Below are 23477 nucleotides of genomic sequence, written 5' to 3' on the forward strand. Positions count from 1 at the left end.
CACGCTGCAATCTTTTGATCTTGATGTTGAAGATCAAAAGATCGCAGCCTCGTTTCACTCGTCAGCTCCTACACAGGGGGTTGCGGTCTCTTCAGCGGCGGCTCTGCTGCCACGCTGCCGCCAGTCCACTGCAACAGATCACCGCAATGCCAATGATCGTCAGCAGACTCGGCGTGTGATTGAACAGCAGCCAACCCAACAACCCGGCAAACACGATCTGGCAATAACCGAACGGCGCCAGCAGCGCCGGTGCGGCATGGCGGAAGGCTTGGGTCAGAAACAAATGCGCAGTCATCCCGCAACTGCCCAGCGCCAGCATCAACCCGGCATGGGTCAACGTCGGCACTTGCCAGAAGAACGGCACCAGCGCACTCATCACCAATGTGTTGCACAGCCCGGCGAAGAAGTTGCTGGTGGTCGGGCTGTCGACTTCGGCGAGCTTGCGGGTCAGCAGTTGATAGAAGCAGAAAAACAGCGCCGAGCAGAACGGCAGCAACACCGCCGGAGTGAACAATTCACCGCCCGGGTGAACGATGATCAGCACGCCAATAAAGCCGCAGATCACCGCGATCCATTGGCCGCGTGTCACTCGCTCCTTGAGCAGCGGCACCGACAACGCGGTCACCAATACCGGCGCAAGAAAGTTGACCGCCGTGGCTTCCGCCAGCGGGATATACAGCAAGGCCGTGGTGAAAAACAGGCTGGTACCGAGCAGGCAAAGTGCTCGGGTCAACTGCCATAACGGCTTCTTGGTGCGTAGGACGCGCAACCCGGACTGCGGCAGAAAAATCCCCGCCATCAGTAAGGTGTGCACCAGATAGCGCGCCCAGACCACCATCACGATCGGATAGAAACCCGAGAGATATTTCGACAATGCGTCGTGACTGGAGAACAGGAAGGTCGCCACGACAATCAGCAAGATCCCCTTGAAGGGTTGGTTGACACCAGAGAGCGGAGTGCTGACAGTCATCGGGTTTCCTTGTGGTGCCGTAAAAGATCAAAAGCTTCGCAGGCAGTCTCGCCTCCCCCTGTGGGAGCGGGCTTGCCCGCGACAGGTGCGCAGCCGCGCTTACAGGTGCGCCAACAACTTGCGCGTTCGATCAATCGCCATCTGCGCCCGCTGCAATCCGCTCACGCCCTGCTCCAGCAGTTTAACCGTGGGAATTTCCAGACTCAGTGGGATATTAGCCGGCAGCGCTTTCAGCAGCCCGAGCAGATCACAATCACCCTCGCCGGGAAACCGCCGCTCATTGCGCGCCTGACGCAAGATCTCGGCCATGTCTGACGGTCGCGGACCCGCGACATCACATAATTGTGCATAACGCAGCCTCGCCGGCGACACCGTTTGCAGATCCTCAAGCCGTGAAGCCGAACGATCAAAGTGAAAGGCATCGACCAGCACCGCAGCGTTTTCCCGATCCGCGCTCTCGACAATTCGCAGCGCTTGTTCAAGGTCGCGCGCATCGGTCCAGGGCATGAACTCCAGGTGCGGGTGCAACCCGTAAGGCCTGGCCAGATCGCAAAGCGCCGCAAAGTTATCGGTAAGCCGCTGCTCGTCAGGATCGTTACCGGCGACCAGCAATTCGGTAGCGCCAAATTCTGCACCGACCGTTAAAAGTTTCTCGAAATCGGCAACGATGGTTTGCGGCTTCAAGCGCAGGATTTCCACGTCGAGCACACGGATGCCGGTAGCGCGCAGACGCTGCAACGTCTGACGGCGCAATTCAGCATCGGCGACCAACGGGAAGTGATGCTCCTCGGGCGTTGCCGGTTCCAGGCGCAAACCGACATGGCTGTATCCGGCACGTGCCGCCACCTCGACCATTTGCGGTGGCGATAACTCCAGCACAGTCAGGCTGGCCAGGGACAGGATTCGTTCGCTCATGTTCAAGCCTCGATCAGTGCAGGGGCGCAGGCGCGGCCAGTGGCGGCGGCCTCGCGGATGGCTTCGATCAGCGCCAAAGTGCGCGCAGCGTCGGCCGCACTCACCAGTGGCGCGACTTCACGCCGTGCCACGCGTACGAAATGCTGTAACTGCAAGCGCAAAGCTTCGTCACCGCTGTAGGACTCTTCGACCATCAACAAGGGTTCATGCCAACCGGCATCGACCTGATCAGCGGCATAATGCCAACGCTTGAGCTGCGGAATGCTCAAGGCGCCGGCAGTCCCGGCCAGCAGATAACACGGCTGATCGGCCTGACGCGGATACACCGGGTTCTCACCGGAATCCAGTTCCCAACTCCACGGCGCAGCCACCGCATCGGACCCGCTCAACGTGCCCAATGTGCCACCTTCGAATTGCAGCAACACCGCCGCGCTGTCTTCATTGGCGAAACCGCGCACTGAGTTGTCAGTGATCGCTTGTACCGAGCGCACTTCGCCGCACAGGTGACGCAGCAGATCGAGATCGTGAATCAGATTAGTCAGCAACATCCCCGCCCCCGTTTCACGGCGCCACGGGACCTCGAAATAGCTGTCCGGTTTGCGCAACTGAAACAGCGCGGTGACCGTGGTCAGACGCCCGAGCGCTCCGCGCTGTAACAGCTCATGGGCGCGCACGATCAGTGGATTGTGGCGCCGGTGGTGGCCGACCAGCACCGGCACACCGCTGCGTTTAACCGCCGCGACCAGCTCGCGCGCTTCATCCAGTTGCACGCCGACCGGTTTCTCCAACAGCACCGGTACGCCTGCCGCCAGACAATCGAGCGCCGTAGCGACGTGCTGGTTATTCGGATTGGCGACGATCACCGCGTCGGGCCTAATGTGCTCGAGCATCTGATGATGATCAGCGAAATGCCTTACACCCCACTCAGCCGCAAGCCCTGCTGATTGCGGCCCGGGATCAGCCACCGCGCACAGCGTCGCTTCGGTGAGAGATTGCAGATGCCGATAATGTTGCTGGCCCATGTTGCCGGCACCGATCAGGGCGATTCGAAGGGGCGAATTCAAGGTGTGGTCCTTTTGTGATTGTTGTTGGAATATCACTCCAGCAACAATTTAGAACCGAGTTCCAGAATCAAACACCCATCCATTCTAAAACCGTGCGAACACCGCACAATTTCACGCCAAACGAAGATCCATGTAGGAGGATTTGCGGCGGATTAGATAAACAGTTCTGAGGCCAGGCTCGCCGCTGACATTTCCTCGGCAGACTTCAGTAACAACGGCGCCAGCTCATGCAACCGTGCCCCCGGCATCCGCGCGCTCGGCCCGGCAATACTGAGTACACCGATCACCCGTCCATCCGCCGGGTGCTTCACCACCGCAGCAATCGCCGAAGTGCCGACTGCCGAGCTCTCCTCGACCCAGGCATAGCCCTGCTCGCGCGCCAGACGCAGGCGTTCCAGCAATTCGATATTAGAGCGCGGCGCATTCGGCCCAATCCCCACAGGCACTTCCGCCGCTTGACGCTCAACCAGCGACAGCGCCTCGGCATCGCTCATGCACGCCAGCCATGCGTGCCCGGACGCGGTGTAAAACAGCGGCGCATCGCGGCCCATGTCCGGGTCGTAACGCAGGCCGGTACGCGCGCCCTGCGCCTTGGCGATCCAGGTCTGCCGCTCGCCATCGATCACGCCCAGACGCACCAGTTCACCGGTTTCCTGCGCCAGTCGATCCAGCACGGGCTGGACAATATCGGCGCCGCTGCTCGATAAATACTGGAAGCCCATCGCCACCAGTTTGGTCGACAAGTGATAACGCAAGGTTTCCGCATTCTGCCGCACGTAGCCCAGGCGGATCAGCTCGGCGAGCAAGCGGTGCGTTGCACTCTTGGGGATGTCCAATTGCTCGGCCAGCGTCTGCATCGGCAGCCCGCGCGGATCACTGGTGAGGCTTTCCAGCACGCTGAAAACCCGTTCGATTTGACTGCCGGCCATAGGGAAATCCAAATGAAATTTCGCCGATTCTAGAAGACATCTACCGCAAAGCGAAATCCGGAACTGCGCGTTCGATAACCGCCCGGTTTGTCGTATCAAGGCTTGTAGGCCGATGGTAGCAATGGTTACTTTCTGGAATCAAATTCCAAAAAAAACCAATGCTGGAGCCTTGTTTGATGCCTGCCGAACTTCCCGCTATCGACTGCGACGTCTTAATCATCGGCTCCGGCGCCGCCGGATTGTCAGCAGCCGTCACCGCTGCATGGCATGGCCTGAAAGTCATCGTCGTCGAAAAGGATTCGGTGTTCGGTGGCGCCACCGCGTGGTCGGGTGGCTGGGCGTGGGTGCCGTGCAATCCGCTGGCACGTCGCGCCGGCATCATCGAAGACGTCGAACAACCGCGCACCTATTTGCGCCATGAACTGGGCGAGCATTTCGATCCGGCGATGATCGACGCTTTCCTGGAAGCCGGGCCACGCATGGTTGCGTTTTTCGAGCAGCACACTGCCTTGCAATTCGCCGACGGCAATGCGATCGCCGACATCCATGGCGACACACCGGGCGCAGGCACCGGTGGTCGATCGGTGATCGCCGCACCCTACGATGGCCGCAAGGTCGGACGCTTGCTCAAGCGACTTCGCACGACCATGCGCGAAACGTCCTTCATGGGCATGCCGATCATGGCGGGCGCAGATCTGTCGGCGTTCCTCAACTTGACCCGTTCGCTGAAAGCCGCGTGGCACGTGACGCGACGATTCACTCGGCACTTGTTCGACTTCGCGGTGCATGGCCGGGCGATGCAACTGGTCAACGGCGTGGCGCTGGTGGCAAGGCTGGCGAAGTCCGCCGAAGACCTTGGCGTTCTGCTCTGGGAATCGGCGCCCGTAACGGAACTGCTGCGTGATGGCTCGCGCGTCTCGGGCGCGCAGGTCAGCACCCGCAAGGGCCCGATCCGCATTCATGCACGCAAAGCCGTAGTACTCGCCGCCGGTGGTTTTGCCAATGACATCGAGCGGCGCAAAGCCCTGTTCCCGCGCACGCCGACCGGTCACGAGCATTGGGCGCTGCCACCGCAGGCCATCAACGGCGATGGCCTGCGCCTGGGCGAAAGCGTCGGTGCACGGGTCAATACCGATGTGGCTTCGCCCGTGGCGTGGGCACCGGTTTCGCAAGTGCCACATTCCGACGGCAGCATCGGCCATTTCCCACACATCATCGAGCGCGGCAAACCCGGCATCATCGGCGTGCTCAGCAACGGTCAGCGTTTCGTCAACGAAGCCAACGGCTATTTCGACTACGTCAGCGCCATGGTTGCCGCCGCGCCTGAAGGTGAAGAAGTCGCCTCATGGCTGATCTGCACCCACGCTTTTCAACGCCGTTATGGCCTCGGCATATCGCGGCCATTTCCGCTGCCAGTGTCAGAATTTATCCGCAGCGGCTATCTGAAAAGCGGTAACAGTATTGAAGAATTGGCCCTCGCCTGCGGCATCGACCCGAGCGGCTTGCGCCAGACTGTGGATAACTACAACCGCCATGCCCGTCACGGCGAAGACCCGCAGTTCGGTCGCGGCGCAACACCCTACAACCGCAAACAGGGTGATCCGGCGAACCTTCCCAACCCCTGCGTTGCCCCAATAGATACCGGCCCGTACTACGCCGTAAAAGTCCAACCGGGCTGCTTCGGTACGTTTGCCGGGCTCAAGGTCAACCCACACGCACAAGTGCTGGACGCCCACGAACAGCCCATCACCGGCCTCTACGCAGCGGGCGGCGACATGGCCAGCATCATGGGTGGCCACTACCCGGCGGGCGGGATCAACCTCGGCCCGGCACTGACTTTCGGCTACATCGCCGCCCGGCACATTGCCGGCATGACTGCTTTCGAACAGGAGATCGACCATGCAGCACATCGTTAACGCCCAAGGTTTGAACATGCCGAAACTCGGTCTCGGCACCTGGCCGATGCTCGGCGCCGAATGCACCCGCGCCGTCGAGCAAGCGCTGGAATTGGGTTATCGACACATCGACACCGCGGCGGCCTACAACAACGAAGACGCGGTCGGACAAGCACTGGCGAATACGCCGACACCGCGCGAACAGATTCATGTCACCACCAAGGTCTGGTGGGATCAGCTGCAACCCGACGCGATGCGCCATTCCATGGACCGCAGCCTTAGCGCTTTGCGCAGCGACTACGTCGATCTGTTCATGATCCACTGGCCAGCCACCGACTGGGATCTGCCGCGTACCCTCGAGACGCTGGCATCGTTCAAGGAGCAGGGCCTGGCGCGCAACATCGGCGTGGCGAATTTTCCGCTGCCCCTGCTACGCAAAGTCATCGAGGAATATGGGATTGATCTGTCAGCGATTCAGGTCGAGTACCACGTCCTGCTCGGACAAAACGCCCTGCTCGACTACGCCCGTCAACACGACATGGCACTGACGGCCTACACCCCACTGGCACGCAACAAGGTCTCGGACATCCCGCAGATTCAACAGATCGCCAAAAAGCACGGCGTATTGCCGACGCAGGTCGCACTGAAATGGTTGCTCGATCAGCCCAACGTTGCGGCCATTCCCAAGGCCAGCAGCCAGACCAATCAACTGGCCAACCTGGCGTCACTGAAGGTCGAACTGGACGATGAGGACCGTGCTTTGATTGCCGCACTGCCGAAAAATCAACGCCAGGTCAGCCCGGATTTCGCACCGCAGTGGGATGCGTTTGATCGCTGATCGATGACCTGCTGAAAGAAACCCGCCAAGGGATTGAATTCCCAGGGCGGGTGATCGTCAATAACAGGCCCGACCTCGTCAGTACGAGGCCGGGCCTGTTTGCGTGTGGCCAATAGACGGACGACCGGACTGGCGCCACACTCACACAGCAGCAACACTCATCATCACCCGATACACACAGAGGATTCCCACATGCTATGGAAAAAAGGCCGACGCAGTGACAACGTCGTCGATGCCCGTGGTGATGATGCCGGCGGCGGTGGCGGCATGCGTTTCGGCGGCGGCAAAGGCCTGAGCCTGGGGGCCATCCTGCTGATTGTCGGCATTGGCTGGATCACCGGGCAGGATCCGCTGCAGATCCTCGGTCAGCTCGCCGGGCAATCGGGGCAACAAGCCGCGCCGACTTCGCAAACCCGTCAGGCGCCGCCGGCCAATGATGAACAGGCCGAGTTCGTCCGCTCGATCCTTGGTGACACCGAAGACACCTGGGGCGCGGTTTTCCAGCAGGCTGGCCGGCAATATAAGGACCCGACCTTGGTGCTGTTCAGCAACCGGGTCAATTCCGCCTGCGGTCTGGCGACCTCGGCCACTGGCCCGTTCTATTGCCCGGCGGACCAGAAGGTTTATCTGGACATGGCGTTCTTCCAGGAGATGTCGCAACGCTTCAAGGCTGCCGGCGATTTCGCTCAGGCCTACGTCATCGCGCATGAAGTCGGACACCATGTGCAGACGCTTCTTGGCGTCTCGGCGAAAATTCAGACAGCCCGTCAACAAGGTCGGCAAATGGAAGGCGACGGCGGTTTGCTGGTGCGTCAGGAATTGCAGGCCGATTGCCTCGCCGGCGTCTGGGCCTACAGCGCACAGAAGCGCTTGAACTGGCTGGAACCGGGCGACATCGAAGAGGCCTTGAATGCGGCCAACGCCATCGGTGATGATCGCTTGCAACAACAAGGTCAGGGCCGTGTGGTGCCGGACTCGTTTACCCACGGTACGTCGGCGCAAAGGGTGCGCTGGTTCAAAACCGGATTCGCACAGGGCCAGGTCGGCCAGTGCGACACCTTCGCGGCGAAAAACCTGTAAATGCATAAATGGCTTTTAGCGTTACTGATGGTTGGCAGCACCGCGCACGCCGCAGGTGTCGATGCGATCAGCCCCGGTCGTTTGCAACTCAAGGCCGGGGAAATGGCGGTAGGCATTGGTCCTGCGCCGGAGAAGATCGAGCGTGTGCTGATCGTCATTCATGGCCGGTTGCGCAACGCCGAGACCTATCGCAAAAGCGCCGAGAGCGCGGCCGAGCTGGCGGGACAAAGCCCCCACACGCTGGTGATTGCGCCGCAGTTCCTCAATGAAAGCGATGTCGCGCTGTACTCGCTCCCCACCACGCTGCTGCGCTGGCAAGGCAACGAGTGGATGGGCGGCGGGTTATCCACAGGACCGAATCCGTTGAGTTCCTATGCGGCGCTCGATGAGATCGTCGCGCGGATCAGCGACCGCAAACAGTTTCCGGACGTGAAGCAGATCGTGATTTTCGGTCATTCCGGTGGCGGTCAAGTGGTGCAGCGTTATGCCCTGCTCGCCAAGGATCAGCCAGCGCTGAAGGCCAACGGCATTCGCTTGCGTTATGTGGTGGCCAATCCGTCGTCCTATGCGTATTTCAATGAGCAACGGCCGGTGGCGTTCGATCACGCCAAGTGCGCGGGTTTCAATCGCTGGAAGTACGGTCTGTCAGACATGCCGGTGTACGCCGGTGGGCAAACGCCGTTGCAGCTTGAGAGCGGTTACGTCAAACGCGAGGTGATTTATCTGCTTGGGCAGCAGGACACCGATCCTAACCATCCGGCGTTGGACAAGCGTTGTGAAGCCGAAGCGCAAGGGGCGTATCGCCTGGAGCGTGGCAAGTTTTACTTCGGCTATTTGCTGCGTCGCCATCCGGAAGGGGTGAATCAGCGGTTGGTTGAAGTGCCCGGGGTTGGGCATAACGGAGATGGAATGCTGACCTCGCCGGAGGGGCAGAAGGCGTTGTTCGAATAAGTTTTGTGCTGATTGATCTGACGCCATCGCGAGCAGGCTCACTCCTACAGGGGAACGCATTCAATTGTAGGAGTGAGCCTGCTCGCGATGAGGCCCGCTAAAGCAGCCAAGATTTCAGGCCAGCAGCATCCGCCGCAACTCGACACAATCCTTCGCATGCCAATCGGTCAGCTCCGGCCACGGGTTTTCCGGCAGATTCACCAGCACTGTCCGCGCGCCCGCCGCGCGGCCGCAATCCAGATCAAAGCGGTAATCACCGACCATCACCAGCTCACTCGCCGGCACGTCCCAAGCGTCTGCCAGTTTCAGCAAACCACCCGGATGCGGCTTCGGCGGTGCTTCATCACGGCCCAACACATCGTCCACCGCAAAACAGTCAGCCAAACCAATGGCCTCCAGCGTCACATGTGCCAATTCCCGCGCATTGCGGGTCAGAATGCCGAGGCGATAACCGCGTGCGTGCAGATCACGCACCAGCTCTACCGCCCCGTTGGCCGGGGTCGAACCCAGCGCCAGATCGCGCTCGTGCTCCAACAACCAGGCATGTTTCGCTGCTGCCTCATCCGCCGGCAATGCCGCAAGATGAGTGAGGATGTCGTCCTGCGGCGGAATCGCCAGCGCCACGCGAATCGCTGCAAAATCATGCACGGCGACGGTCAGCGTGCCGTCCATGTCGAACACCCAGTGCTTCACATCCTTCAGGCTCATGCCCAATCCTTGCGATGGCGGATCAAGCCTTCCTGCGTCACCGAAGCCACCAATTGCCCGGCGCGGTTGTACACGCTGCCACGGGAGAAACCACGGGAATTGCCGGCCCACGGGCTGTCCATCGCATAGAGCAACCAGTCATCGGCGCGCAGATCGTTGTGGAACCACAGCGCGTGATCGAGGCTGGCGACCTGCATGTCTTTCTGCCAGACCGACTTGCCGTGGGGCAACATCGAGGTGGTCAACAAACCGAAGTCAGAAGCGTAGGCGAGCAAGTATTTATGCAGCGCCGGGATGTCGGCGAGTGCGCCATCAGCACGGAACCACACGTACTTCACCGGATCCGCTGGCTGCGGGTTATACGGATCCTTTTCGGTGACCGGGCGCACTTCGATCGGCTTCGGGCACAGCAGTTTTTCACGCATGTGTTCCGGGATCAGGTGCGCGCGTTGCTGGGTCAGTTCCAGCTCCGACGGCAGGTTTTCCGGGCCGACCACCACCGGCATCTGGCTCTGGTGCTCGAAGCCTGCTTCGTCATACTGAAACGAAGCGCTGCAGGTGAAGATCGGATGGCCCTTCTGGATCGCCGTGACCCGACGAGTGCTGAAGCTGCCGCCATCGCGCACGCGATCAACCGAGTAGACCACCGGCAACTTGGCATCGCCCGGACGCAGGAAATAACCGTGCATCGAATGCACATGGCGCGCCTCTTCAACGGTCTGACTGGCCGCCGACAGCGACTGGCCGAGCACCTGGCCACCGAACAACTGACGGAAACCCAGATCCTGGCTGCGGCCACGGAACAGGTTTTCTTCGATCGGTTCCAGGGTCAGCAGGTCAACCAGATCTTCCAACACTTGGCTCATTCAGACTCTCCTCACACAAAGCTATGCCGCGCAGTCTTGGCTGCGGCGGCCGATTCAGATTCTGGCGCGGGCCAATGATATGGCGGCCATTGTAAACGTCCGTGTCGGCTTATCCATGCAAGGTTTGCAGCCATTGTTCGCGGGTGATGCGGTAGAGCACATGCCGGCGCAACGGATGATCGGCGGCAAGCTTGGGGTGATCGAAATCATCGTCCGGGGCGTGATGCATGCCGATCGCCTGCATGACTTTCTCCGACGGCAGATTGGATTGCGCGGTGAAGGAGACGATTTCCTTCAAGGCCAAGCGATCAAAGCCGCAGCGTAGAGCGGTCCATGCCGCTTCGCTGGCATAACCGAGGCCCCAATGTTCCTTGGCCAGGCGCCAGCCAATTTCCACCGCCGGGGTGAACGGCGTGTCGAACCCGACCACGCCGAGCCCGGTGAAACCGATAAATTCGCCGCTGTCCTTGCGCTCCAGCGCCCACAAGCCAAAACCGTGCTCGGCAAAATGCCCGCGCACGCGGCCGATCATTGAAGCGCTTTCCAGTCGGCTCAACGGGGCCGGAAAATAACGCATCACTTGAGGATCGGCGCACATCGCGGCAAATGCCGGCAAATCCTCGTCCTGCCACTGACGCATCAGCAAGCGCGCGCTTTCAAGTTCCAGTATCGGCTCCATCGTGCCCCTCCGTTTCCATGCCGCAAGTCTACATCGCTGGTAGGATCCTTCACTCTTTCCTACGTTCCTACATGAATTAGCCATGCCACTGCCGCTGATCTACCACGAAGACTACAGCCCTGAGTTTCCGGCGGATCACCGCTTCCCGATGGACAAGTTTCGCCTGCTGCGCGATCACCTGGTCGACAGCGGTCTGACCCGCGATGCCGACCTGCTGCGCCCGGAGATCTGCCCCAACGACATCCTCGCCCTCGCCCATGACCGTGCGTATATCGAACGCTACATGAGCGGCGAGTTGTCCCGCGAAGACCAGCGGCGCCTCGGCCTGCCTTGGAACGAAGCGTTGGCAAGGCGTACGGTGCGGGCCGTCGGCGGTTCGATACTGGCGGCGGAAAAAGCCCTTGAGCATGGCCTCGCCTGCCACTTGGCCGGCGGCACCCATCATGCGCATTACGATTACCCGGCGGGCTTCTGCATTTTCAATGACCTGGCGATCATCAGCCATTACCTGCTGCAAAGCGGTCGCGTGAATCGCGTGCTGATCTTCGATTGCGATGTGCATCAGGGCGATGGCACCGCGCGAATCCTGCATGACACGCCGGAGGCGATTACCGTTTCCCTGCACTGCGAGAAGAATTTTCCTGCACGTAAAGCGGAAAGTGACTGGGACATCCCGCTGCCCAAAGGCATGGGCGATGGCGATTATTTGAAGGTGGTCGATGACACGCTCAGCTATTTGCTGCCGCTGTATCAACCGGATCTGGTGCTATACGACGCCGGCGTCGATGTGCACAAGGACGATGCCCTCGGTTATCTGCAACTGACCGACGCAGGCGTCGCCGCCCGTGATGAAAGCGTGATGCGCCATTGCCTGGGCCGCGATATTCCGGTGATGGGCGTGATTGGCGGCGGCTACAGCAAGGATCGCCACGCCCTCGCCCGTCGCCACGGCATCCTGCATCACAGCGCGCAACGGGTCTGGCAGTCACACGGTTGTCATTGAGTTGTGCTGCGTTACCCACAATCGCTGTGGAACGGCCTGTGGATAACCTGAGTGAAAGGGACTACAGGCCATATCCGACAGGGCCTACAGAGCACTGATCACTTTTCAACCAACAACTCAAGGCCACCTCAAATCCCTGTAGGAGTGAGCCTGCTCGCGATGCGTCAGCACCTTCAACATTAATTTGGCTGACACACCGCTATCGCGAGCAGGCTCACTCCTACAAAAGATCTGCGCTGTTAGAATGCGCGCCTTATCCCGCCATACCGCAGCGCACGCCATGACCCAGACTTCCGCCTCCTCCCCCGCTCACGTCGCCATCATTGGCGGTGGCCCCGCCGGCCTGATGGCCGCTGAAGTACTGAGCCAGGCCGGAATCCGCGTCGATCTCTACGACGGCATGCCCTCGGTGGGACGCAAGTTTCTGCTGGCCGGCGTCGGCGGCATGAACATCACCCACTCTGAAGCGTACCCGGCGTTTCTCTCGCGCTACGCCGAACGCGCGCCACAAATCGCCCCGCTGCTGCGCGGCTTCGACGCCGATGCGTTGTGCACATGGATTCACGATCTGGGCATCGAAACCTTTGTCGGCAGCTCCGGCCGCGTATTCCCCACCGACATGAAAGCCGCGCCGCTGCTGCGCGCCTGGCTCAAACGCTTACGCGACAGCGGCGTAGTTATCCACACCCGCCATCGCTGGCTCGGCTGGGATGAACACGGCGCGCTGCGCATCGACAGCCCGGAAGGTGAAATCACCGTCAAACCCGACGCCACCCTGCTCGCCCTCGGCGGCGGCAGTTGGTCGCGCCTTGGTTCCGACGGTGCCTGGATGCTGCCGCTGGAGCAACGCGGTGTAGGACTTGCGCCGTTGCAGCCAAGTAATTGTGGCTTCGAGGTGCAGGCTTGGAGCGAGTTGATGGTCAGCAAATTCGCCGGCGCACCGCTGAAAAATATCGCCATTGGTTTGAACGATGATGTACCGCGCTTGGGCGAATGTGTAATCACCGCTACAGGGATCGAGGGCAGTCTGATTTATGCGCTGTCGGCGCCGATTCGTGAGGCGATCAATCAGTACGGCGCAGCGACCGTTCACATCGATCTGCTGCCCGGCCGGCCTGTGGATAAATTGCAGGCAGCGTTGAGCAAGCCTCGCGGTTCGCGTTCGATGGCCAAGCATTTGCACAGTCAGGTCGGGATTGATGGGGTGAAAGCGGCATTGCTGCGTGAGCTGACCGATGCTGCGACTTTCGCCGATCCGGCGCTATTGGCCCGGGCGATCAAGGCGTTGCCGCTGACCTTGGTGAAAACCCGTCCGCTGGACGAAGCGATCAGCAGCGCTGGTGGCGTGACGTTCGAGGCGATGGATGAGCGTTTGATGCTCAAGGCGTTGCCGGGGGTGTTCTGCGCGGGGGAGATGCTGGATTGGGAAGCACCGACGGGCGGGTATTTGCTGACGGGGTGTTTTGCCAGCGGGCGGGCGGCAGGGTTGGGGATTGTGCAGTGGTTCAAGTCCGAGGCGTCTGCCTGAACCCTCACCCCAGCCCTCTCCCAGAAGGAGAGGGCTGGGGTGAGGTGTCTGACGCCATACATCGACCTGAACCACCGAGTCGATTATCGATTTGGTCAACCGACCGAGGTGTCTGGCGCCATACATCGACCTGAAACACCGAGTCGATTATGGATTTGGTCAGACGACCTAGGTGTCAGGCGAAAGCTTTGTCGATTATGGATTCACAGCCATAGGATCAAGTCGGCGTACTTCGCGAGCATCCCCCAATCAGTCCCCTCTCCCTTGGGGAGAGGGTTAGGGTGAGGGGCTTTTGACCTTAAGGCTTACGCTTGCGCGGTCCAGTGTTAAACACCGGCACCTTGCGCACAGGCTTGACCGAAGGCTCCGGCGCCTGCGTCTCGCCGCTATCGACCCACTTACCCAGATTGCGCTTGCCACCACCACCCGAAGCTTTCGGCTTCTTCGGTTTTTTCGGCTTCTTGATCACCTGACCGCTGGCGTCGGTGTCCGGCACGCGGTGCTCAGGTTCGAAATCCGGCTCGTTCTGACGCTTCAAGGTCTGCCGCGTCAGCATCTCGATCGCCGACAACATGTTCACTTCATCCGCACACACCAGCGAAATCGCCTCACCGGTTGCGCCAGCACGGCCGGTACGGCCAATACGGTGAATGTAATCCTCAGCCACGATCGGCAGATCGAAGTTGATCACCAACGGCAGATCTTCGATATCCAGCCCCCGCGCCGCTACATCAGTCGCAACCAGAATCTGCACTTCACTGAGCTTGAAACGATCCAGCGCTCGCTGACGGGTTGCCTGCGGTTTATCACCATGGATACCGTCAGCATTCACACCAAGGCCCTGAAGTTTTTCCACCAGCGCATCCACACCGTTGCGGGTCTTGGCGAACACCAGCACCTGCTTCCACTTGTTCTTGCGCATCAAGTGCACGAACAGCTCAGCCTTGCGCTTCTTGTCCACCGTCACGATCCACTGCTTGACCGTGTTGGCAGCCACGTTGCGCGGGCTGACCTCGACGGTCAGCGGATCGTCGAGCATCTGCCCGGCCAGCAGGCGGATGTCATCGGAGAAGGTCGCGGAGAACAGCAGCGTCTGACGTTTCTTCGGCAGTGCGCGGTAGATGTTCGACAGTTCTTCGGAGAAGCCCAGATCGAGCATGCGATCGGCTTCGTCGAGCACCAGGGTTTGCAGCTGATTGAATTTCAGCGCCTTCTGGCGGAACAGGTCGAGCAGACGGCCCGGCGTCGCCACCAGCAGATCGACGCCGCCGCGCAGCTTCATCATTTGCGGGTTGATGCTGACGCCGCCGTACACCGCGTACGTGCGCAACGGCAGGTTTTCGGCGTACTGGCGCACGGCTTCGTGGACTTGTTCGGCCAGCTCACGGGTCGGCACCAGAATCAGCGCGCGCACCGAATTGGCGGCGACTTTCGGCCCTTCCATGGCCAGCAACTGCAGCAGCGGCAAGGCGAAACCGGCGGTTTTGCCGGTGCCAGTCTGCGCCGCAGCCATCAGGTCACGACCGGCCAGCACGGCCGGAATGGCTTGCGCCTGAACCGGCGTCGGGGTCTGGTAGCCGAGCTTCTCGAGGGAGCGCAGCAAGGGTTCGATCAGGCCAAGGGTGGCGAAAGTCATGGAAGTACCGTAGGAAAAAATGACGCAGGCATGCAATGCCGCGCAGTTTACCCTAATTCGTACGCGTTTCTGTGGGAACGGCTGTCGGCGCCACGACTGGCGGCTGTGCTGGCCGGCGCCACTGTGGCAAGCCAATCAACACTACGGCGCTGATGATCACCAGCATCGCCAGCGCTTCTTCGATGCCGATGGTCTCGCCAACGAACACGATCCCCAGCAACACCGCCACCGCCGGGTTGACGTAGGCATAACTGGTCGCCGCCGCCGGACGCACGTGCTTGAGCAGGTACATATAAGAGTTGAAGGCGATGATCGAGCCGAAGAAGATCAGGTACGCCAGCGCCAGCCAGCCTTCAATCGGCGGCACAGCTTGCAAGTGTTCACCACTGACGGCGCTACCAATCAGCAGCACCACACCGCCAACGAGCATTTCCACCGCACTGGCCATCGCCCCCTGCGGCAATGGCAGATGCTTGCTCCATACCGAACCGAACGCCCAGGTCGCCGCTGCGAAAATCAGCAACGCCGCGCCCAGCGGACTCGATTGCAGGTTGGAACCCATGTTGAGCATGGCGATACCGATAATCCCCAACGCCACCCCGGCCCACTCCAGACGGGTATTGCGCGCGCCCCAGAAATATCCACAGAGCAAGGTGAACAATGGCACCGTTGCCACCGCCAACGCCGCCACGCCGGAGGCCACACCGGTGTGCTCAGCCACACTCACCGCGCCATTACCAAAACTCAACAGCAAAATCCCGATGATCCCCGCCGCTTTCCACTGCGCCCAGGTCGGCGCCGGTGCCCCGCGCCAGCGCAGAAAGGCATACATCAACGTACCCGCGATCACAAAGCGCACACCGCCGAGCATCAGCGGTGGCCAGTACTCGACGCCGATGCGGATCACCAGATAGGTCGATCCCCAAATCACATACAACGCAAAAAACGCGGCGATCAGCGGCAAGGAAAAACGGCGCAAGGCAGGCATGGGCAGCTCGAAAGTCTGGGCAGGGGATGGATTATTCTAGAAAGGCCCACGACTAAAAATAAGTTACAAAACCTGTTTATAGCGCCGGTACACTTTGGAAAGAACGGAGATCGACGGCTTAAGCCGTGATTTCGAAAGTCTGGCATTTTCAGGAGTCCGGCCTTGGATAAATACGACCGCATGCTGCTCAGCGCCCTGTTGGAAAAAGGCCGTGCGTCCTACGCCGATCTGGCGCGCAAAGTTAACCTCTCCGCCCCGGCAGTTGCCGAGCGCGTGGCCAAGCTTGAGGCATCGGGGGTGATCACCGGCTATGAGGCGAAAATTGACCTGTCGAAAATCGGCCTGCCGATCCAGTGCATGATCGAATTGCGCCTGCACCAGAACGGCAGTCAGAAGGTTTACGACGAACTGGTGAAAATCCCGCAACTGACCGAATGCTTTCGAGTGACAGGTGATCCGTGCGTGATGATGAAGGCTGCGGTGGGATCGATGACGGAGCTGGAGGAGTTGATCAATCGCGTGGCGAAGTTTGGTTTCAGCAAGACCTCGATTGTGCTGTCGAGCGCCATCGAAAAGCGCGTGCCACTCAGCCAGATCGAAGGCAACGGCAAATCCTGAGGATGATGATTCCTCCCTGTAGGAGTGAGCCTGCTCGCGATAGCGGCGCGTCAGTCGAAACGAATGTTGACTGACACACCGTCATCGCGAGCAGGCTCACTCCTACAGGGGGTCTGTGTTGGGCTTGGGATCAGCGATAGCGCTGCAGGTGCTCGCTGACTTTGGCGGCAGGGACTTTCTGCAACTTGCACAGCAGGTCATGCGATAGCTCGCTGACGCCGTGCTTGTGACGCAACTCATCAGCCAGATGCGCCATCAGATTGGCCGCCATCTCGGCATCGGCCATGGCCCGGTGAGCCTGGCCTGTGTGCGGCAAACGCGCAACCGTGGTGAGCGTACCGAGCTTGTGGTTCGGCGCCGCCGGCATCAGACGCCGGGCCAGCAGCAACGAACAGGCAAAGTTCTGCAACCGCGTGCGTTTGATCCGTCCCAACTCAAAATCCCAGAACTTCTGGTCGAAGGATGCGTTGTGCGCTACCAGCGGCGTGCAGCCGACAAACTCATTGACCTCTTCCATCACCCGCTCCGCCGGCGGCGCGGTGCGCAGCATGGCGTTGCTGATGCCGGTCAGTTGCTCGATAAACGCCGGAACGCGGACGCCGGCGTTCATCAGGCTCTGGTAACGCTCGACGATGCGGCCGTTCTCCAGCATGACCACGGCGATTTCCGTGGCGCGGCAGTTGCTGTTCGGCGACAGGCCGGTGGTTTCAAAGTCGATGACTGCAATGCGTTCCAAACCGGGTTCAACTCCGTACAAATCAATTCTTCAGCTTAATTTTTTAACAGCAGCGCGCCTTCGATCGGTACGTAACGGCTGGCGGCGCGGATCAGCGAGTTGGCCGTCAGGCCGGGCACGCCATAGGCGACTGCCTGCACGCCGTGTTTGCTGATAATGCGTTCGAGCAGCATGTCGAAATCACCGTCACCGGAGGCCAGGACAATTTCGTCGACGTGGTCGGCGGCGTCCATGATGTCGAGGGTGATGCCCACGTCCCAGTCGCCCTTGGCCGAGCCGTCGCTGCGCTGGATGTAAGGTTTGAGTTTCACGGTGAAGCCGAGGTTGCGCAGGATCTGCTGGAACTGCTGCTGCTTGCTGTCGCCACGGTCGATCGCGTAGGCGTAGGCCTCGACGATCTGTCCGTCCTTGCTGATGTCTGCCCACAATGCGGCGTAGTTGAAGTGACAACCATAGGCCTGACGCACGGTGTAGTAGAGGTTCTGCACGTCGGCGAACACTGCGATTTTTTTCACCGGAGTTCCTGTGGGCGCGCAAGCGCACGAAGCGGGATCAGGCGCCAGGCCCGAAAAAGGCGCTCAGTATGCCAGCCATCAGGAGGGTTCCGCGAATAATCGGCCCGGAGCCCTCAAGGGCTCCGGACGAATGGTGAGTCAGACGAAGGAATCGTCGTCATCAAAGAACGAGGAATTGTCGTTGCCGTAGTCGGTGTCGGTGAAGCCGCCCTGGTCATTGCCTGAGAAGCCGTTATCGGCCACACGCTGATCATCGCCCCAGCCGTTGCTGCTCTGGTCGGCGACCTGCGCCGGCTCTTCCTTGATCACTTCAACGATTTCTTCCGGTTGCTGATTGTGATGGAACAAGCTGCTGATGCCCTGCGCCAGCATCACGCCACCGGCCACACCGGCGGCGGTTTTCAAGGCGCCGCCGAGGAAGCTGCTGCCGGCCGCCGGAGCGGCTTGCTGCGCATAGTTAGGCGGCGCTGCGCCGAAGTTCTGTTGTGGCGCAGGAGCACCGAAGTTCTGCTGCGGTGCCGGCTCACGCCAACCGCCAGTGGACGCCGGGGCGGCGCTCTGGGTCGGCGCCGGACGCGGGCTGCCACCAAAAATGCTCGACAGGAAACCGCCACCACCGCTCGGCGCCGGTGCGGCACTCTGCGCTTTGGCCGATTGCAGTTCAGCCTGCAACTGCTGGACCTGTTGAGTCAGTTGCTTGTTCTGCTCATCGAGGCTTTTGAGCGCCGCCTCTTGCACCAGAATCGCCTGGGTCATGAAATAACCTGCCGCTGGCTGGCGGGTCAGGTGTTCCTTGATCCGCGCCTCAGCCTGGGCATCGCGCGGGGCTGCCTCCGTTTCGGCCTGTTGCAGCCGGGAAAACAGTCCATCGATCAGGGTTTGCTCTTCGCTGTTCATGGCGACCTCGTAGATTGCCGGGGATAACATTGCCCTCGTCCACATTGGCCGAGGTGCTCTCCTGTAATGGAGACGGTGACAAAACGTTTCAATGACCTTTACCGAATGTTTACGTTTGTGTCGCGCCAGCCATCATCGGTTAAAGTGAGCCACTGTTTTCGACCTGCGATACCGACTGATGAATGCCCTCGAAGTGCTGCGCGACTCTCTGTATTTTTTTAAACGCCATTTGGGCAGCATCGTACGGTTGTGCCTGCCGCTGGTGATTTTCGAAGCGTTTTTACAACAAGTGGTCGATCGCGCCAGCGGGCCGGAAAATATCTCGGCCATCAGTATCGTCGTCGGTCTGCTGGTGTATCCGCTGTACACCGCAGCGCTGATCCTGTTCCTCGATGCGCGCAGCCGTGGCGAAGCGCCGCGCAACCGTGACCTGCTGGCAATGGCCGCCACTCTGTGGCCGCGCTTCGCGTTGCTCACGGCGCTCAATACCTTGCTGATTCTGTTGGGCCTGTCGCTGTATTTCCTGCCAGGCCTGATGCTGATGGTCATGCTCGCGTTCGGCGAATACCTGTTGGTGCTGCGCGGCATGGGGCCTTTGCAGGCGATGAAAGAAAGCCTGCGCCTGACCCGTGGACACTTCTGGCGGATCCTGCTGTGCATTCTCTTTGTGATGACGCCACTGTGGTTGCTCAAAGGCGCGACATTGGCGGTGTACCCCGAGCCGCAGAATCCGCTGATTGCCGTACTGATCGACAGTGCTCACAGCTTCCTGCAACTGTTCACCAGCGTGGTGTTGTTCCGCCTGTTCATGCTGATCAGCGAATTGCCTGACAAACGCGACAGAGTGGTCTGACAGCACTGCGCTTGGGCTTCGAGACGGCCGTCAGGTATGCTCGGGCCACTTTCTGTAACGCTATAAGCCGAGCCATGACCCGTCTACTGCGCTACACCCTGTTTCTTTCTGTGCTCGCCCTTGTGCTGATTGGCGCGCTGATCTTCAGCCTGACCTGGCGCCCGGACGCCCGCGAAACCCTGCCAGTCAGTTGCACGGGAACGCCACCGACGCTGGTGCCGGGCCAGGCGCTGAAAGTCATGACCTGGAACGTGCAGTATCTGGCCGGCAAGCGTTACGTGTTCTGGAATGATCTGGCCCAGGGCAACGATGAAGCGCCGACACAGGAAGACATGGCCTTCAGCCTCGACGAAGTGGCGCGGGTGATCCGCGACGAGCAGCCCGATGTGGTGCTGTTGCAGGAGCTCGATGACGGCGCCAAGGCCAGCGATTATCAGAACCAGCTAAAACTGTTGCAGGAACGCGTCGCCGACCTGTACCCGTGCAGCGCCAGCGCATTCGACTGGAAAGCCGATTTCGTCCCTGATCGACACATTTTCGGCAGCGTCGGCCGGCAACTGGCAACCCTGAGCCGCTATCGCATCGAACACGCCGAACGCCTGCAATTGCCGGTTGCTGCGGCCAATTTCATCAGCCGTCAATTCCAGCCAAAAGACGCCCTGCTCGCGACCAAACTGCCCCTGAGCGATGGTGGGCAACTGACCGTTTTCAATACCCATCTGGAGCGTGCCAGCCAGCCCGATGACACGTTGCAGGCGCAAGTGAGCGCCGTGGCCAAAGTGCTCGACAAGTACGAAAGTCAGGGCCTGCCATGGTTGATCGGTGGCGATTTCAATCTGCTGCCGCTCGGCCAGTTCCGCCGCCTGCCTGCCGAGCAGCGCACGCCCTACTCCGCCGACAGCGAACTGCATCTGCTGTGGGACAAGTACCCGATGATCCCGACCAACAACGAAGCCAGCGGCATCGACCGTGCGCAGTGGCTGACCCACTACCCCAACGACCCCGGCCTGAATGGCCCGGATCGCACGGTCGACTATCTGTTTTACAGCCCGAAGATCAAACGGGTGGAAGCGAGGGTGCGCCAGGACGATACGCTGCGCATCTCCGATCATCTGCCGATGATTGCGCGCTTCCTGCTGCCGGCGGCGCCCTAGGCAGGGCCGAGGAACATCGACCCGTCGCCCGAATTGACGATATGGAATCTCATGAAAATCTTATTGGTGTGCAAGGACATTGGTGGTTACGCGCGCAAACTGGCGGACTACCTGATGATCGACAATGACGTGTGTTTCATCGATACGTCAGCGATGCAGAACAGCTTTGATCGAGCGCCGAAGATCCTGCGCCGCCCGCTTAAACGCTGGGCGCAGTTACGCCAGTTCAAGAAGAGTATCGGTGCCTCAGGGCGCTTTGACGTTGCGTTGATCATCAACCCGGCGCAAATCGAGCCCAAGCAACTGACCGCCGGCCTCAATGCCAGCGAGCGCAAGATCGCCTACCTCTACGACAGTTTCAGTCGCTGGCCGATGACCCGGGAAGAACTTGCCGGTTATGACGAGGTGTTTTCTTTCGACCCGCAGAATGCTGAAAGCTACGGCCTGAAAAAGCTCCACAACTTCATTTACGACGACTACACCGCAGACGGCGAACCCGGTGAATACTCGGCGTTTGTGGTAATGGCGGGCAAGGATCGGGTGCCGGCACTTGAAGGCCTGGCGCAGGCATTCGATCGTCTCGGGGTGACCGATTACAAGTTTCTGGTGCAGTGCAAACCGATCCCGGGCGCGCATCCGGGTATCACGTTCTTCGAGCAGAGAATGTCACTGGCGTCTGTTGGCGAACTGGTAAAGCGCTCGCGCATCATTCTGGACATTTCCAAGCCTGGCCAGGCCGGGTTGAGCTTCCGTTTCTTTGAAGCCATGGCTTCACGAAAAAAGTCATCACCACCAACAAGAGCGTGGTCGACTATGACTTTTACAACCCGGCGAACATCCTGGTCATTGATGAGGCCAACCCGGTGATTCCTGAACGGTTCATTACTGATCCGTATGTCGATGTGCCTGAACACATCTACCAGCAATACACCCTGCAGGGCTGGGTCAAAACCGTGTTTGCCCAGCAGTGAAATCACATCGCCGGCTGCCCCACAATGGCCAGGTGACATGACCGTTGGATCAATGCACTTCTTCCAGGTCATCATGCAGCAACCCGAAGATCTGCCGCTTCATGTCAATGAACGAGCGCTCCATGACCATGTCGAGCGAGCGCGGACGTTCGATTGGCACGTCGAGAATCTGCTTGATCCGCCCCGGTTTCGCGCCCATCACATAGACCCGATCGCCGAGCAGAATGGCTTCGTCGATGTCATGGGTGACGAACAACACGGTCTTCTTGCTGTTGCCCCACACCCGCAGCAACAACTGCTGCATCTGCAGACGTGTCTGGCTATCGAGCGCACCGAACGGTTCGTCCATCAGTAGAATCTGCGGATCATTGGCCAGCGCGCGGGCGATCGCCACGCGCTGCATCATCCCGCCCGACAGTTGCTTGGCGTAGTTGTCGGCGAACCCGCCGAGGCCGACTTCGTTGACGTAATAATCGACGATCTCCTTGCGCCGCGCCGCCGGCATGCCGCGGCGTTTGAGGCCGAACTCGACGTTCTGCCGCACGGTCAGCCACGGGAACAGCGTGTAACTCTGAAAGACCATGCCGCGATCCGCACCGGGGCCTTGCACTTGCTGGCCGCCGACGTAGATCTCACCGGAGGTCGGCTCAGCCAGACCGGCGGTCAGGTACAACAGGCTCGACTTGCCACAACCCGATGGCCCGACCAGCACGGCAAACTGCTGATCCGGCACCTCGAACGAAACTTCTTCCAGCGCGGTAAACGTGCCGCCGTCAGGTTTCCTGTAACGCAGGCTGACCTTGTCCACCTGCAAGCGCGGCGCGGCTTGTGCCGGGGTCGCAACGGGTTCGATAAAACGATGATTGGCAGCAGTCACTGAGCCCATGCGGCAACCCTCAGGCGGAGAAAACGGAACAGTTGATCGGTGACCAGACCGAGCAGGCCGATGATCGCGATGGCGAGGAAAATCACGTCGACCTGAAAACCGCGCATGGCCTTCAGGCTCAGGTAACCCAAACCGCTGGACGCGGCGACCAGTTCAGCCACCACCAGATACGTCCAGGCCCAGCCCATAGTTACCCGTAGGGTATCGAGCACGCCCGGCACCGAGGCCGGCGCGATCACATGCAACACCGCATCGCGGCGACTGGAACCCAAGGTGTAGGAGGCGTTGATCAGGTCCTTGGAAATGCCTTTCGAGACGTCGGCGATCATCACCAACTGCTGAAAGAACACACCGAAGATAATCACCGACACGCGCTGCTCCAGACCGATGCCGATCCACAAGATGAACAGCGGCACAAACGAGGTCACCGGCAGGTAACGAATGAAGTTCACCAGCGGTTCAAGGAACGCCTGAACGATACGGAAGCTGCCCATCAGCAACCCCAACGGCACCGCCACCAACGACGACACAATGAAGCCGACCATCACCACTTCGACACTCGCCCACACATGTGTGCCGAGTGTGCCGTCGCGGCCCAGGCGCACGGCGGCTTCAACCACCGCGCCCGGCGTCGGCAAAAACATCCCTGGGACGATGCCGCCGTAAGACAGCCCGGCCCACAGGCCGACCAACAACACCCAGGCCAGAGCGCTGGCGCTCCACACCACTTGCACCGGCAACGCGGTTTTTGGCGTGAGGCTGCGGCTCAGCCACGAATTGCGCTTGAACATTGCACA

At 60.3% G+C, this 23477-nt stretch carries 24 protein-coding genes; 10 read left to right on the forward strand and 14 right to left on the reverse strand.

Annotation, left to right across the window (positions count from 1 at the left end; all coding sequences use genetic code 11):
• Positions 1-91: 91 nt before the first annotated feature.
• The 4 genes from ACZZ0A_RS21540 to ACZZ0A_RS21555 form a co-directional block, all read right to left on the reverse strand.
• The gene (locus tag ACZZ0A_RS21540; RefSeq protein WP_007909717.1) at positions 92-970 is read right to left on the reverse strand and encodes a DMT family transporter; all 879 of its coding nucleotides are present in this window, start codon (positions 968-970) and stop codon (positions 92-94) included.
• Positions 971-1069: 99 nt separating this feature from the next.
• The gene (locus ACZZ0A_RS21545) at positions 1070-1885 is read right to left on the reverse strand and encodes a sugar phosphate isomerase/epimerase family protein (RefSeq protein ID WP_463543707.1); all 816 of its coding nucleotides are present in this window, start codon (positions 1883-1885) and stop codon (positions 1070-1072) included.
• A gap of 2 nt (positions 1886-1887) precedes the next feature.
• Positions 1888-2949, reverse strand: a complete 1062-nt coding sequence (locus tag ACZZ0A_RS21550) for a Gfo/Idh/MocA family protein (RefSeq protein WP_463543708.1) — start codon at positions 2947-2949, stop codon at positions 1888-1890.
• Between the two features lie 152 nt (positions 2950-3101).
• A complete protein-coding gene (locus ACZZ0A_RS21555; protein ID WP_123375891.1) occupies positions 3102-3878 on the reverse strand; it encodes an IclR family transcriptional regulator in 777 nt (258 codons plus the stop codon).
• A gap of 176 nt (positions 3879-4054) precedes the next feature.
• Here ACZZ0A_RS21555 and ACZZ0A_RS21560 point away from each other — a divergent pair, with 176 nt between their 5' ends.
• From ACZZ0A_RS21560 to ACZZ0A_RS21575, 4 genes are all read left to right on the forward strand, one after another.
• Positions 4055-5794, forward strand: a complete 1740-nt coding sequence (locus ACZZ0A_RS21560) for an FAD-dependent oxidoreductase (protein WP_414916756.1) — start codon at positions 4055-4057, stop codon at positions 5792-5794.
• Entirely contained in the window at positions 5778-6611 is an 834-nt protein-coding gene (locus ACZZ0A_RS21565) for an aldo/keto reductase (RefSeq protein ID WP_463543709.1), read from the forward strand. The genes ACZZ0A_RS21560 and ACZZ0A_RS21565 overlap by 17 nt, the downstream gene beginning before the upstream one ends.
• Before the next feature lie 192 nt (positions 6612-6803).
• Positions 6804-7691: a KPN_02809 family neutral zinc metallopeptidase gene (gene ypfJ, locus ACZZ0A_RS21570; protein WP_123375888.1), complete on the forward strand. Its 888-nt coding sequence runs from the start codon at positions 6804-6806 to the stop codon at positions 7689-7691.
• The gene (locus ACZZ0A_RS21575; RefSeq protein ID WP_042704932.1) at positions 7692-8642 is read left to right on the forward strand and encodes an alpha/beta hydrolase family protein; all 951 of its coding nucleotides are present in this window, start codon (positions 7692-7694) and stop codon (positions 8640-8642) included.
• 114 nt (positions 8643-8756) lie between these two features.
• On the opposite strand, the gene ACZZ0A_RS21580 is transcribed toward ACZZ0A_RS21575, so the two are convergent.
• The 3 genes from ACZZ0A_RS21580 to ACZZ0A_RS21590 all read right to left on the reverse strand — a co-directional run bounded on the left by ACZZ0A_RS21580 (position 8757) and on the right by ACZZ0A_RS21590 (position 10895).
• Positions 8757-9350 (reverse strand): HAD family hydrolase, encoded by a 594-nt coding sequence (locus ACZZ0A_RS21580; protein ID WP_007909708.1) that lies wholly within the window; start codon positions 9348-9350, stop codon positions 8757-8759.
• Entirely contained in the window at positions 9347-10216 is an 870-nt protein-coding gene (tesB, locus tag ACZZ0A_RS21585; RefSeq protein ID WP_003228466.1) for an acyl-CoA thioesterase II, read from the reverse strand. The genes ACZZ0A_RS21580 and tesB overlap by 4 nt, the downstream gene beginning before the upstream one ends.
• A 109-nt stretch (positions 10217-10325) precedes the next feature.
• Complete coding sequence (locus ACZZ0A_RS21590; protein ID WP_007909707.1) at positions 10326-10895, reverse strand: GNAT family N-acetyltransferase; 570 nt, start codon at positions 10893-10895, stop codon at positions 10326-10328.
• Positions 10896-10977: 82 nt separating this feature from the next.
• Here ACZZ0A_RS21590 and ACZZ0A_RS21595 point away from each other — a divergent pair, with 82 nt between their 5' ends.
• Together ACZZ0A_RS21595 and ACZZ0A_RS21600 are read left to right on the forward strand one after the other, a co-directional pair.
• Entirely contained in the window at positions 10978-11898 is a 921-nt protein-coding gene (locus ACZZ0A_RS21595; protein ID WP_007909706.1) for a histone deacetylase family protein, read from the forward strand.
• A gap of 280 nt (positions 11899-12178) precedes the next feature.
• A complete protein-coding gene (locus ACZZ0A_RS21600) occupies positions 12179-13426 on the forward strand; it encodes a TIGR03862 family flavoprotein (protein WP_414916753.1) in 1248 nt (415 codons plus the stop codon).
• Between the two features lie 298 nt (positions 13427-13724).
• Here ACZZ0A_RS21600 and ACZZ0A_RS21605 read toward each other — a convergent pair whose 3' ends face one another.
• Both ACZZ0A_RS21605 and yedA read right to left on the reverse strand, forming a co-directional pair.
• Positions 13725-15062, reverse strand: a complete 1338-nt coding sequence (locus ACZZ0A_RS21605; RefSeq protein ID WP_007909704.1) for a DEAD/DEAH box helicase — start codon at positions 15060-15062, stop codon at positions 13725-13727.
• A gap of 52 nt (positions 15063-15114) precedes the next feature.
• A complete protein-coding gene (gene yedA / locus ACZZ0A_RS21610; RefSeq protein WP_095114045.1) occupies positions 15115-16050 on the reverse strand; it encodes a drug/metabolite exporter YedA in 936 nt (311 codons plus the stop codon).
• A 162-nt stretch (positions 16051-16212) separates the two neighbouring features.
• On the opposite strand from yedA, the gene ACZZ0A_RS21615 reads away from it, so the two are divergent.
• Complete coding sequence (locus ACZZ0A_RS21615; RefSeq protein ID WP_463543710.1) at positions 16213-16668, forward strand: Lrp/AsnC family transcriptional regulator; 456 nt, start codon at positions 16213-16215, stop codon at positions 16666-16668.
• 130 nt (positions 16669-16798) lie between these two features.
• Here ACZZ0A_RS21615 and ACZZ0A_RS21620 read toward each other — a convergent pair whose 3' ends face one another.
• The 3 genes from ACZZ0A_RS21620 to ACZZ0A_RS21630 form a co-directional block, all read right to left on the reverse strand.
• Positions 16799-17404, reverse strand: coding sequence for a 3'-5' exonuclease (locus ACZZ0A_RS21620; protein ID WP_463543711.1), 606 nt, complete (start codon positions 17402-17404; stop codon positions 16799-16801).
• 35 nt (positions 17405-17439) lie between these two features.
• Positions 17440-17919: a LabA-like NYN domain-containing protein gene (locus tag ACZZ0A_RS21625; protein WP_007949802.1), complete on the reverse strand. Its 480-nt coding sequence runs from the start codon at positions 17917-17919 to the stop codon at positions 17440-17442.
• 138 nt (positions 17920-18057) lie between these two features.
• Positions 18058-18816, reverse strand: coding sequence for a DUF2076 domain-containing protein (locus ACZZ0A_RS21630; protein ID WP_007909684.1), 759 nt, complete (start codon positions 18814-18816; stop codon positions 18058-18060).
• A 178-nt stretch (positions 18817-18994) separates the two neighbouring features.
• On the opposite strand from ACZZ0A_RS21630, the gene ACZZ0A_RS21635 reads away from it, so the two are divergent.
• The 3 genes from ACZZ0A_RS21635 to ACZZ0A_RS21645 all read left to right on the forward strand — a co-directional run bounded on the left by ACZZ0A_RS21635 (position 18995) and on the right by ACZZ0A_RS21645 (position 21690).
• Positions 18995-19669: a YciC family protein gene (locus ACZZ0A_RS21635; protein ID WP_463543712.1), complete on the forward strand. Its 675-nt coding sequence runs from the start codon at positions 18995-18997 to the stop codon at positions 19667-19669.
• A gap of 74 nt (positions 19670-19743) precedes the next feature.
• Positions 19744-20823 carry an endonuclease/exonuclease/phosphatase family protein gene (locus tag ACZZ0A_RS21640; protein WP_463543713.1) on the forward strand — a complete coding sequence of 360 codons (1080 nt, stop codon included), beginning with the start codon at positions 19744-19746 and terminating at the stop codon, positions 20821-20823.
• A gap of 51 nt (positions 20824-20874) precedes the next feature.
• Positions 20875-21690 carry a CgeB family protein gene (locus ACZZ0A_RS21645; protein ID WP_463543714.1) on the forward strand — a complete coding sequence of 272 codons (816 nt, stop codon included), beginning with the start codon at positions 20875-20877 and terminating at the stop codon, positions 21688-21690.
• 153 nt (positions 21691-21843) lie between these two features.
• Here the strand turns inward: ACZZ0A_RS21645 and ACZZ0A_RS21650 are convergent, their stop codons facing one another.
• Positions 21844-22680, reverse strand: coding sequence for an ABC transporter ATP-binding protein (locus ACZZ0A_RS21650; protein ID WP_007909677.1), 837 nt, complete (start codon positions 22678-22680; stop codon positions 21844-21846).
• Positions 22668-23471 (reverse strand): ABC transporter permease, encoded by an 804-nt coding sequence (locus ACZZ0A_RS21655; protein WP_123375883.1) that lies wholly within the window; start codon positions 23469-23471, stop codon positions 22668-22670. Before ACZZ0A_RS21655 ends, ACZZ0A_RS21650 begins: the two co-directional genes overlap by 13 nt.
• Positions 23472-23477 lie beyond the last annotated feature (6 nt).

This window comes from Pseudomonas sp. AC242 (assembly GCF_979258655.1).

What these genes read in the sequence shown, in the direction of transcription:
- ACZZ0A_RS21655 (WP_123375883.1), bottom strand. Translation starts at nt 23,471, where the DNA reads ATGTTCAAGCGCAATTCGTGGCTGAGCCGCAGCCTCACGCCAAAAACC.
- yedA (WP_095114045.1), bottom strand. Translation starts at nt 16,050, where the DNA reads ATGCCTGCCTTGCGCCGTTTTTCCTTGCCGCTGATCGCCGCGTTTTTT.
- ACZZ0A_RS21545 (WP_463543707.1), bottom strand. Translation starts at nt 1,885, where the DNA reads ATGAGCGAACGAATCCTGTCCCTGGCCAGCCTGACTGTGCTGGAGTTA.
- ACZZ0A_RS21575 (WP_042704932.1), top strand. Translation starts at nt 7,692, where the DNA reads ATGCATAAATGGCTTTTAGCGTTACTGATGGTTGGCAGCACCGCGCAC.
- ACZZ0A_RS21565 (WP_463543709.1), top strand. Translation starts at nt 5,778, where the DNA reads ATGCAGCACATCGTTAACGCCCAAGGTTTGAACATGCCGAAACTCGGT.
- ACZZ0A_RS21580 (WP_007909708.1), bottom strand. Translation starts at nt 9,350, where the DNA reads ATGAGCCTGAAGGATGTGAAGCACTGGGTGTTCGACATGGACGGCACG.
- ACZZ0A_RS21635 (WP_463543712.1), top strand. Translation starts at nt 18,995, where the DNA reads ATGAATGCCCTCGAAGTGCTGCGCGACTCTCTGTATTTTTTTAAACGC.
- tesB (WP_003228466.1), bottom strand. Translation starts at nt 10,216, where the DNA reads ATGAGCCAAGTGTTGGAAGATCTGGTTGACCTGCTGACCCTGGAACCG.
- ACZZ0A_RS21650 (WP_007909677.1), bottom strand. Translation starts at nt 22,680, where the DNA reads ATGGGCTCAGTGACTGCTGCCAATCATCGTTTTATCGAACCCGTTGCG.
- ACZZ0A_RS21555 (WP_123375891.1), bottom strand. Translation starts at nt 3,878, where the DNA reads ATGGCCGGCAGTCAAATCGAACGGGTTTTCAGCGTGCTGGAAAGCCTC.
- ACZZ0A_RS21540 (WP_007909717.1), bottom strand. Translation starts at nt 970, where the DNA reads ATGACTGTCAGCACTCCGCTCTCTGGTGTCAACCAACCCTTCAAGGGG.
- ACZZ0A_RS21595 (WP_007909706.1), top strand. Translation starts at nt 10,978, where the DNA reads ATGCCACTGCCGCTGATCTACCACGAAGACTACAGCCCTGAGTTTCCG.
- ACZZ0A_RS21630 (WP_007909684.1), bottom strand. Translation starts at nt 18,816, where the DNA reads ATGAACAGCGAAGAGCAAACCCTGATCGATGGACTGTTTTCCCGGCTG.
- ypfJ (WP_123375888.1), top strand. Translation starts at nt 6,804, where the DNA reads ATGCTATGGAAAAAAGGCCGACGCAGTGACAACGTCGTCGATGCCCGT.
- ACZZ0A_RS21645 (WP_463543714.1), top strand. Translation starts at nt 20,875, where the DNA reads ATGAAAATCTTATTGGTGTGCAAGGACATTGGTGGTTACGCGCGCAAA.
- ACZZ0A_RS21590 (WP_007909707.1), bottom strand. Translation starts at nt 10,895, where the DNA reads ATGGAGCCGATACTGGAACTTGAAAGCGCGCGCTTGCTGATGCGTCAG.
- ACZZ0A_RS21600 (WP_414916753.1), top strand. Translation starts at nt 12,179, where the DNA reads ATGACCCAGACTTCCGCCTCCTCCCCCGCTCACGTCGCCATCATTGGC.
- ACZZ0A_RS21605 (WP_007909704.1), bottom strand. Translation starts at nt 15,062, where the DNA reads ATGACTTTCGCCACCCTTGGCCTGATCGAACCCTTGCTGCGCTCCCTC.
- ACZZ0A_RS21640 (WP_463543713.1), top strand. Translation starts at nt 19,744, where the DNA reads ATGACCCGTCTACTGCGCTACACCCTGTTTCTTTCTGTGCTCGCCCTT.
- ACZZ0A_RS21560 (WP_414916756.1), top strand. Translation starts at nt 4,055, where the DNA reads ATGCCTGCCGAACTTCCCGCTATCGACTGCGACGTCTTAATCATCGGC.